The organism is Nonomuraea sp. 3N208, assembly GCF_052245935.1.
Classification (GTDB): Bacteria; Actinomycetota; Actinomycetes; order Streptosporangiales; family Streptosporangiaceae; genus Nonomuraea.
Genome location: NZ_JBQQBR010000018.1, coordinates 209515 through 218922 on the forward strand (window position 1 = coordinate 209515; position 9408 = coordinate 218922).

The following is a 9408-nucleotide window of genomic DNA, read 5'->3' on the forward strand; positions in this document are numbered from 1 at the left end:
CGGGGACCGCCACTCAACTGCCGGACAGCAGCTTGTGCAGGTAACGCAGCTGCTCCTCGGACTGGAAGCCGCCACCGCCCTCGTGGTTGTTCCACGGCCAGACGGTGATCTCCTTGGGGCCCTGCCAGTGGTTGTATCCGGCGAACACGGTCGACGGCGGGCACACGTCGTCCATCAGCGCGACCGAGTACAACGCGGGCACCCGGCCGCGGGCGGCGAAGTTCATGCCGTCGAAGTACGACAGCGTGCGGAACACCTGCTCGGCGCTGTCCCTGCGGGTCGCCAGGAACCTGACCAGCTCCTGGTACGGGTCGCGCCCGGTGATCTCGACCGCCCGCCGGAAGTGGGTCAGGAACGGCACGTCGATGAGTGCCGCCTTGACGGCCGGGTGCAGGGCGGCGGTGGCCTGGGCGATGCCGCCGCCCTGGCTGCCGCCCGAGACCACGATGCGGCCGGCGTCGACCGCCGGATGCTCGAGCGCCGCGTCCACGGCCCGGACGGCGTCGGTGAAGACTCGCCGGTAGTAGTAGTCATCCGGGTCGAGGATGCCGCGGGTCATCATGCCCGGCGCCTGCGGGTTGGCGCTGCCGTGCGGGTCGCCGGTGGTGCCCGGGCTGCCCACGTTGCCGCCGCCGTGGCCGCGGGTCTCCATCACGAACACCGCGTACCCCGCCGCAGGCCAGAACAGGTGGTCCTTGGGGAACCCGCGCCCGCCGCTGTAGCCGATGTAGTGCATCACGCACGGCACCGGGCCTTCGGCGCCGCGCGGCAGCAGGAACCAGCCGTTGACCCGGTGCCCGCCCCAGCCGGCGAACGACACCTCGTACACCTCCACGGCGGCGAAGGGCAGGTCGTACGGGACGTACTCGGCGGCAAGGCCGAACTCCCTGGCCTCGGCCAGGGTGCGGGACCAGAAGTCGTCGAAGTCGGCGGGCTCGTCGCGGTCGGGGAGGTAGGCGCGAAGCTTCTCAAGCGGCAAGTCGAACAGTGGCACGGGTTCTCCAATCCCATCGAAGGATGGTGATATTTCATCCCATCGTGCCGGAAAGCGCTATCCCGGCCCCCAAGGCTTCCGGCTTCCGCGAGCGGCAGGTGAAAGCGCCGCTCCTGGGTAGGAGCGATCACGTGAGCAGACACGCCGTCCAGATCGGGTGATCACGTGAGCAGACACGTCGTCCAGATCCCCTACTCCCACCTCCATCCCGGCCTGATCCTGGACACTCCCGCGGACGCCCACGACTTCCTGGTGCTCTTCGGCGACGACTCCGAGTCGCGGGCGCAGCTGCTGAGGGACGACACGGGGCGGCCGGTGCTCAGGATGGGCGGGTACATGACGGCCCGGGGCACGGTCATCGACGAGCGCGTGTGGACCGTACGCGAGGCCGCCCGGCACGGCGACCGCGTCCGGCTCCGCCTGGGCCGTTCCCTTCCCTGAGCGGGCGCGGTGGCTACGCTGGCCCGTGTGAGCAACGACCGCCCGGCGCCGCCGCCCGCCGATCCGGTGCCATTGGCCGGTGGCTGGACCTCCAGCGTGGTGCGGGCCGGTGACACGGTCCTGCGCGGGGCGCGGCCCTCCACGCCGGCCGTGCACGCCCTGCTGCGGCACCTGGAGAACGCGGGCTTCGACGGGGCACCGCGGGTGCTCGGGATGGACGGAGAGGGCCGTGAGGTGCTGTCGTTCGTGGAGGGCGAGACGGTGGCGGGGGCCGAGCCGTGGCCGGAGTGGACCAGGACGGACGAGACGCTCATCAGCGCCGCCCGGCTGATGCGCCGCTACCACGACGCCGTCGCCTCGTTCCGGCCGCCGCCGGGGGCGGTGTGGATGTACGGCGGCGAGCTGCGCGACGGAGAGATCATCTGCCACAACGACGCGAGCCCGCAGAACTTCGTGCATCGCGACGGGGAGGTGCGGGCCTTCATCGACTGGGACCTGGCCGGTCCCGGCGACCCCCGGCGTGATCTGGCCCTGCTGGCGTGGCAGACGGTGCCGCTCTACCACCCGGAATCGTCCGAACGCGTCGGGTGGTCCGCGCCACCGGACCGGGAGCGGCGGCTGCGGCTGCTGGCGGACGCCTATGGTTTGACGCGGCGGGCGGGCTTCGTGGCCGCGATCCGCGACCGGATCCGGGACAGCAGGGACGGCATCCTGGCGGGGGCGGCCGAGGGCGACGAGGTCTGCGCCCGCCTGGCGGCTGCCGGGGTCACCGACGATATGACGGCCACGCTCGCCTTCGTCACGACCCACACCACCCGCCTCCAGCACGCCCTCACCTGACCGGCTACCCCTCACCACCCCCGCACGGGCACCACCCAGCCGCGCACGGGCACCACTGGGCCCGCCCCGCACAGGCACCACCCAGATGCCTCTTACGGCACCGCCCGGACGCGCCATGCGCTGCCCGGTCGGCGCGTGCGGGTGCGCCGGGTCCTGGGCGGGCGCGCAGCCCGATCGCCCCGCACACGCGCAGCCTGGCGGCCGCACCGCGTCCAGTCGCCTCCAGGCGGGGCACAGCGGCCCGGTGCGGCCCTGCATCGGCTCAGACGCGGGCGCGACCGCCCCGGGCCTCAGATGCGGGTGCGTCGCCCCGAACTGGGTGTGTGCCGGTTCAGGATTGGGCCTGGGGGTTTGGGGACGGGTGAGCGGTGCAGGAGCCGGCCTTGGTGGAGGCCACCTTCCACTCCGCCCCCGGGAACGGGCTCATGAAGTGCGTCAGCAGGTCCACCGCGTAGTCCGGCGCCTGACCGCCGGGATCGAGCAGGGACACCATCTGGGGCCCGTCGGCGCCGCGCAACGTGATCGAGTTGCCGGTGCCCCCGGCCGCGAAGCCCGGCTTGGCGTCGACGGTCACGCAGGCCAGGCTGATCCCGGCCGCCTCGATCTCCTGCTTGGCCCCGATCCGCCGCATCCGCTGGTCGTAGCGGCGCAGCGCGAGCGACTTGGTGGGCCCGAGCCGCATGGTGTCGCGGAAGACGTCGTTGCCGATCTCCCTGCTCAGCTTGACCTGCAGGTCGACGTCGGGCCGCAGGTCCACGCCCTTGGCGGAGATGTCGAGCCGCTCGTAGTTCCCCTCGAAGCCGGGAGCGACGTACCCGAGCGCCGGTGGTGCCTTCAGCCCGAAGGGGATCTTGCCCGGCCGGACGCGCAGCCACGACACCCGCCGGACCGACAGCCCCAGGTCCTCGACCGAACTGGCCCCCAGCGCGAAGCTCCCGCCGAGGTGGTACGTCAGGAACCCGGTCGTGTACGGAATCTCCTGGCTCACCGCGATGCCCTGCCGGGCGACGGGGTCCACCTTGAGCCCGCCGCGCACCGCAATGCGGCCCGTGGGCACCGGCCGGGAGACGAGGTCGAGGGTCTGGTCGGGATTGAGCCTGATCGTGGTGTCGGCGGCCAGATCCTGGACCGACAGCGACACGTCCCCGTACCGCCCGGAGGGATCGGCGAGGCCGCCCTCCACGCCGAGGTACCCGTCGAGGGTGCTGGCGCCGCCCTCCGCCTTGTACGTGACGGCCGGCACGCCGAGCCCGGCCGCCGACGCGTCGGCGTCGAACCCGAACGTCGCGGGCACGTCACCCAAGCGCAGTTCGCCGCTGCCCTTGCCGGCCAGCGTGACCTTGGCGACCAGGCGCTTGACGGCGGCGGAGTTCCGCACGCGGATGCGGGTCTGCGCGCCGTACGTCCCCTGGACGGACACGGCGGCGGGCACCGGGTCGATGGCCACGTGGCCGCGCAGGTCCCCGGACTCGGCCGTCACGGCGAGCGCGCCGAGCGTGGCGGCGGGCTCGATGCGGTACGAGGCCTGGACCGTGTTGCCCTGCCCGACGCCGAACGACCCCAGCGACATGCTGGTGATCTTGGAGGGCAGGCCGGTCAGCGTGGCCTTGGCCTTGATCGGCACGGGCGTCAGCACGCTGCTGGCGAGGTACACCCCCAGGCTCCGGCGACGAGGGCTGAAGCCCGAGAACGCGAACGTCTTGTTCGCCAGGTCCACCGTCACCTGATCGGGCAGCCCGGTCACGTCGAGGTAGCCCTGCAGCCCGAAGCAGCCGCGGTCGGGCGTGCAGAAGGGCCCTGGGGCGCAGCCGGATGAGCCGGGCGCACAGCCGCCGTCCACCAGCGACACCCCGCCCGGCAGGGCCGGCGCGGCGCGCATGTTCTGCAGCGCCCCCGTCTTCCCGAGCCAGGCGCGGGCGCGCACGTCCAGGTGGGACCCGGAGTATGTGAGCTTGCCGTCGACGACCGAGACCGCCAGGCGGCCGGGCACGGGGCCGAGACTGCCGACCAGGCCGAATCGTACGTCGCCCTGGGTGACGTCGGTGTCCACGGCGAGCGTCTGCCTGGCCGAGCGGAAGTCCGCGGTGAACCCCTGCGCGGCCGGGCTGAACTCGACCTGCGACAGCCCCTTCACCAGCACGCTGGCGTCCAGGTCGCCGGAGGCCTGGTCGTAGTGCGCCGCCAGGTGCGGTCCCGTGGGCGACGTGGCGCCGTCGTGGTTGGTGAAGGCCAGCGCGGCCGAGCCGACGGGTCCCGACAGGCCGCGGAAGCGGTACGACGCGGCGTTCCACGAGGCGTCGAAGCGGGCGGGCACGCCGGTCACCTCGGCGGCGGCCCTGGCGTAGCGGTCGCCGAGCTTGGTTCTGGCCATCGCCGACACCTTGGCGACCGGCCTGTCCGCGGTCCAGGCGAGCGTCTGGGCCTTGGTGTCGGCGACCAGCTCGACGTGCTTGCGCACCCCTTCGACGGTGGCTCGCAGGTCATCGCCGGCGCCGTCGGTGGAGGTCACGTGCGCTTTATTGGCATAAATCTGGATTTGGCGGATCTTGGAGGACGTGTCGATCTCGACTGTCGTGCGTTCGCCCAGCTGCCACGACGCCTTCACGTCGTCACGCACGCCGAGCACGGTGCCGTCGATCGTGGGTCCCGACTTGACGTTCGCGTACGCGGCCCGCAGCTTGTCGATCACGCCGCTGGCCTGGTATTCGGCCTTCCTGGCCGCCGGGTCGAGCGTGACGTCCACGGTGGCGGGCGTGTTGGAGATCTCCAGCTGGGCCAGATGGGCGCCGTCGATGCTGGCCGCCCCCACGAACGACCGGCCGCTGGAGCCCACCTCCAGGTGGACGTGCGGCGTGGCCCCGTACGTGACATCGAATCCGGACAACCCCGCCAGCAGGCCCGAGACCCCGACCGCCCCTCCATTCTTGATCATGGTGACGTGGCCGCCGCGCGGGCTGGAGATCGCGCCCTCGTTACGCTGCAGCACTACCGCGAACCTGCCGATGGGCGAGCTGGTCGTGTGCGTGACACGGTGCTTGGCCAGGTCGTTGACCAGGCGCACCTTGGCGGGCAGGTCGCTCAGCTCGGCGCGCAGGACGGTCTTGTCGGCGTTCCTGTCGAAGAAGAGCAGCTCGGCGGCACCGGCGTGGGGGCGGCCCGAGTCGACGGAGAGGGTCTGCCGGCCGTTCGCGGTGGCGTACTTGGCGGTGAGGGTGGGCGGAACCTTCCGGAGCTCGGCGCTCACCGCCCTGGCCAGCCGGCCGTCGCGGTAGGTGTAGTGGTGAACCCGGGCGCGGGCGATGGGCGACGGCCCGGAGAAGCGGATCTCACCGCCCGCCAGCCGCACTTCGGCACGGGTGGGCATCCGGTCGAGCACGGCCTGGGTGAACTGGCGTCCGGTCACGGCCAGCGCCTCCAGCTTGGCGGGCGCGGAGGCGGCGACGTCGAGTGTGGGAGAGTCGAGTGTGGCGCTCACGGTGAGCTTGCCGGTGGCCGGCGTTTGGCGCAGGCTCACCGCGCTACGGCCGGTCAACCCGGCGATCACGGCCACGGACGCGCCCGGATCCGTACGCTGGACCACGGCCTTGACCCGCTTGCCCGTCAGGTCCACCGTGAAGGTGCCCCGGTCGTAGTCCGACAGCGACGAGCCGCGCCGCAGCCCGTCGAACCCGACCGACACCTTGCCGTCGTACTCCGCCCAGACCCGCGCCTTGAGGGTGGTCTCCCGCGACAGCCGCTTGACCGCGAAGCCCAGCCCGACCGCGCCCTCCGCGGGCATGGCCGCCGGGACCAGGTCGGCGGCCAGATCAGGGGCACCGTCGCCGGTGACGTCGGCGGCCGCGGGCACGCCGACGGGCTGCCGGATCGAGCAGGACACCGGCACCTCGGCGCTCTCGACGCAGAGCCGGTACGTCAGCCCCGGCACGGCCTTGCCGAGCCCGTCGAATATCTTGGCGACCGCGGCCAGCGGCTTGATCAGCGACAGCGTCTGGGCCTGGCTGGTGTCCGGCAGGATCTTCCGCACGTCCGGCGTCTGACCGCCAACGCCCTGCTCCTCCAGGACGGCGGCGGCGTCGGCGGTGACCTGATTGATCAGCCCGGGTCCCGCGGACGTGGTCACCTCGGGCTCGGCGGGGCCCACCGGCTCGTTCGCCGCGGGCCGGACGGCGAGAGACGGCCGCGTGGGAACGGTCACCACGGCGGCCGACGGCTCCTCGACGGCGGGCACCGGCCGGACCGTGGCGCCCGTCCCCGCTGACGCGCGCACGTCGGCCTGGACAGCGGGCGGCAGGGCCACCAGGACGGTGCTGGCGATGGACGTCGAAGCGAGCACGCGCAGAAGGGCGTGCGGCATGAAGCTTTCTCCCCCGGACCGGTCTAATTCATCCCATCAGAAACAATGGTCACGAGACGACCATACTTCCTCACCGGTAGTCAAACCGTCACGGAAATGGAACTCCAACATCCGGGGCGACGGAGGCCCCTCAGGAGTGGTGCGGGCGCAGCCGCGGCCACCACCCGGGCACGTGAGCGCGGTAGTCGTCGTAGTCGGCGCCGAACTTCCTGCGCAGGTGTGGCTCCTCGTACCAGTGCACGAACGAGTAGACGGGGATCGCCATGACGACGACGTAGACCAGCAGCCACGGATCCCCGAAGATCATGGCCTGGCCGATGACGGAGGCGAAGATCGCCACGTACATGGGGTTGCGAACGTGGCGGTAGAGTCCGCCGACAACCAGCCGGTCGGGCGGCGCGAGCGGGAGCGGCGTGCCGAATCCCTCGACCACGAACCTGACGAACGCATGGATCAGCACCCCCAGCCCGCCGAGCACCAGCACGGCGCCCAGCGCCTTGAGCGGGATCATGACCGGGTCGGGGAAGGGGGCGCGCATGCGCCATCCGCTGATCCAGTACGGACCCAGGACGGCGGCGGCGCCCGGCGCGACGGCGAAGAAGGCTGTGCTGACGACGGCTGCGGGAGTCCTGCGCACGGAATCGCTCCTCACCACTCAATTCACTACATGATGAGTTTAAGAGGCGATCCCGACCAGGGTCAACGGACTCCCGCCGCGTCGTCAGGACCCTTCCCCGGGCGGCATCACCACCGCGTCAGGGCCGGGGAAGACGAGCTGCTCGTGCCCGTCGTCGTAGCGGACGACGAAAGGCGGCGAGCCGCCAGGTCCGCGGACCTCGATGATCTGGCCCTTCCTGTCTTTCTGACCGACGACGTGGCCGTGCACGAGCAGGATGTCACCGACATTCGCCTGCATGATCGCTCCTCTCAGCTGGGCAAGGACAACTTTGAGGTTCCTCCCCACCTTGCACCAGTGGCTCCCTCGAGGGAAGGCGGGCATCTGGGCCACGGTCGCCACTGCCGTAGCACCGTCTACCGAGTGACCTATGGTTGACGTGTGAAGGCTTCTTCAACTAACCAGGTGTCGGATCTCGAGAGTTGCAGCACCCGGGTGGTGGACGCCGAGCGGGTCGCGGTGGTGTGCTCGCGCATGCCCGGCGACAGCGATCTGACGGACACCGCGGATGTGTTCGGGCTGCTGTCCGATCCCGGCCGGTTGCGGCTCTTGCTGGCGCTGCTGGAGGGGGAGCTGTGCGTCTGCGATCTCGCCGTGGTGAGCGGCTTGAGTGAATCGGCCACGTCACACGCGCTGCGGCTGCTTCGTGCGCATCGCGTGGTGTCGGTACGACGGGCCGGCCGGATGGCCTACTACCGGCTCGACGACGCGCATGTCCGGATGCTGCTGGATCTGGCGGTGGCGCACACCGAGCACACGCAGGCCATCCATCCTGAACGCGACGGACGCCAACAGGACTGAACCCGGATGCGGCTCGGCCGCGACACGCATGTGGCCCCGGCCGCTTTTGTTGACAAGGCGGTCACCGATGTCGCTATCGTTCATATGTGAACAGCTATTCAGGAGTTGAGAGCGCAAGCCGGCCCGCCCGCCACCGGCCCGACGACGTGCGGCTCGACCTGTCCCGCAGCGTTCGCATCCATCCGGGCACGCGAGACGGCGGGATCACCGTATGAGCGCCGGGCACGGGCACGGGCATGGCCACGCCGGTGGCCGCCATCGATGGCGCCTGGCCGTCTCCTTCGCGCTGATCGGCGTCTACTTCATCGTCGAGCTGACCTTCGGGCTGCTGTCGGGATCGCTGTCCCTGCTGTCGGACGCCGGGCACATGGCGGCCGACGTGGTCACCCTCGGCGCCGCACTCGTCGCCACCCGCATCGCCACCCGGCCCGACACCACCGGCCGCCGCAGCTACGGCTCCTACCGGGCAGAGGTGTTCGCCTCATTGCTGGCCGTGACCATGATGCTCGGCGTCGCCCTTTACGTCGTCATCGAGGCCATCGGCCGCATCGGCGGCACTGCCGAGGTCTCCTCCGGGCCGATGCTCGTCGTCGGGGCCCTCGGCCTGATCGTCAACGTCGTGGCCCTGCTCCTCCTGCGTTCCGGCGCCACCGAGAGCCTCAATGTGAAGGGCGCCTACCTGGAGGTCGTGGCCGACACCGCGGGCTCGGTCGGCGTCATCGTCGCCGGCTGGCTCGTCGCCACCACCGGCCAGCCCTTCTGGGACACCCTCGTGGCCCTGGCCATCGGCGTCTTCGTCGCCGTCCGCGCCATCGCCCTCGGCCGCCAGGTCTTCGCCGTGCTCGGCCAGCACGTGCCGGAAGGCATCGACGCCACCGCGGTCGCCGCCGACCTGTCCGCCATCGACGGCGTACGCGACGTGCACGACCTCCACCTGTGGACGCTCACCTCCGGCATGAACGTCGCCACCGCCCACCTGGTCACCGGCGACCTCAACGACAACCACGCCGTCCTGGACCAGGCCCGCGACGTGCTCCTGCGCCGTCACCACATCGCCCACGCCACCTTGCAGGTCGAGCCGACCGATCACCAGGGATGCGACGAACTGGGCTGGTGAGTGACCGGGGGCGGCAAAAGCAAACGGGTGGTGCAGGAGCTTGTCCTGCACCACCCGTGAAGCCGTCTGGCCGGTCAGGCCTTGTACTGCGGGTAGCCGTAGCCCACGACGTGGGACTTGGGCCGGATGCGCTGCTCGACCTTGCCGTTGCCGGTGTTGCCTTCGATCGCGGTGATCGTGCCGTC

At 71.2% G+C, this 9408-nt stretch carries 9 protein-coding genes; 5 read left to right on the plus strand and 4 right to left on the minus strand.

Going from position 1 to position 9408, the window contains the following annotated elements:
- Positions 1-13: 13 nt before the first annotated feature.
- The gene (locus tag ACTWPT_RS27545; protein WP_443180359.1) at positions 14-994 is read right to left on the minus strand and encodes an acetylxylan esterase; all 981 of its coding nucleotides are present in this window, start codon (positions 992-994) and stop codon (positions 14-16) included.
- A gap of 165 nt (positions 995-1159) precedes the next feature.
- On the opposite strand from ACTWPT_RS27545, the gene ACTWPT_RS27550 reads away from it, so the two are divergent.
- Together ACTWPT_RS27550 and ACTWPT_RS27555 are read left to right on the plus strand one after the other, a co-directional pair.
- Positions 1160-1435 carry a hypothetical protein gene (locus tag ACTWPT_RS27550; RefSeq protein ID WP_443180360.1) on the plus strand — a complete coding sequence of 92 codons (276 nt, stop codon included), beginning with the start codon at positions 1160-1162 and terminating at the stop codon, positions 1433-1435.
- Positions 1436-1462: 27 nt separating this feature from the next.
- Positions 1463-2275, plus strand: a complete 813-nt coding sequence (locus ACTWPT_RS27555; protein WP_443180361.1) for a phosphotransferase — start codon at positions 1463-1465, stop codon at positions 2273-2275.
- 331 nt (positions 2276-2606) lie between these two features.
- Here ACTWPT_RS27555 and ACTWPT_RS27560 read toward each other — a convergent pair whose 3' ends face one another.
- The 3 genes from ACTWPT_RS27560 to ACTWPT_RS27570 form a co-directional block, all read right to left on the minus strand.
- Entirely contained in the window at positions 2607-6629 is a 4023-nt protein-coding gene (locus ACTWPT_RS27560) for a hypothetical protein (protein ID WP_443180362.1), read from the minus strand.
- Positions 6630-6759: 130 nt separating this feature from the next.
- Positions 6760-7266 carry a methyltransferase family protein gene (locus tag ACTWPT_RS27565; protein WP_443180363.1) on the minus strand — a complete coding sequence of 169 codons (507 nt, stop codon included), beginning with the start codon at positions 7264-7266 and terminating at the stop codon, positions 6760-6762.
- 84 nt (positions 7267-7350) lie between these two features.
- Positions 7351-7545 (minus strand): DUF1918 domain-containing protein, encoded by a 195-nt coding sequence (locus ACTWPT_RS27570; protein ID WP_443180364.1) that lies wholly within the window; start codon positions 7543-7545, stop codon positions 7351-7353.
- Between the two features lie 165 nt (positions 7546-7710).
- On the opposite strand from ACTWPT_RS27570, the gene ACTWPT_RS27575 reads away from it, so the two are divergent.
- The 3 genes from ACTWPT_RS27575 (at position 7711) to ACTWPT_RS27585 (ending at position 9223) form a co-directional block, all read left to right on the plus strand.
- Positions 7711-8106, plus strand: coding sequence for an ArsR/SmtB family transcription factor (locus ACTWPT_RS27575; protein ID WP_443180365.1), 396 nt, complete (start codon positions 7711-7713; stop codon positions 8104-8106).
- Between the two features lie 86 nt (positions 8107-8192).
- On the plus strand, positions 8193-8321 hold the full coding sequence (locus ACTWPT_RS27580; RefSeq protein ID WP_443180366.1) for a hypothetical protein: 129 nt from the start codon (positions 8193-8195) through the stop codon (positions 8319-8321).
- Positions 8318-9223, plus strand: a complete 906-nt coding sequence (locus ACTWPT_RS27585) for a cation diffusion facilitator family transporter (protein WP_443180367.1) — start codon at positions 8318-8320, stop codon at positions 9221-9223. Before ACTWPT_RS27580 ends, ACTWPT_RS27585 begins: the two co-directional genes overlap by 4 nt.
- Positions 9224-9408 lie beyond the last annotated feature (185 nt).

Bases quoted from the DNA above. Each gene is read 5' to 3' on its own strand.
- ACTWPT_RS27560 (WP_443180362.1), bottom strand. From the start codon at position 6,629: ATGCCGCACGCCCTTCTGCGCGTGCTCGCTTCGACGTCCATCGCCAGC.
- ACTWPT_RS27570 (WP_443180364.1), bottom strand. From the start codon at position 7,545: ATGCAGGCGAATGTCGGTGACATCCTGCTCGTGCACGGCCACGTCGTC.
- ACTWPT_RS27585 (WP_443180367.1), top strand. From the start codon at position 8,318: ATGAGCGCCGGGCACGGGCACGGGCATGGCCACGCCGGTGGCCGCCAT.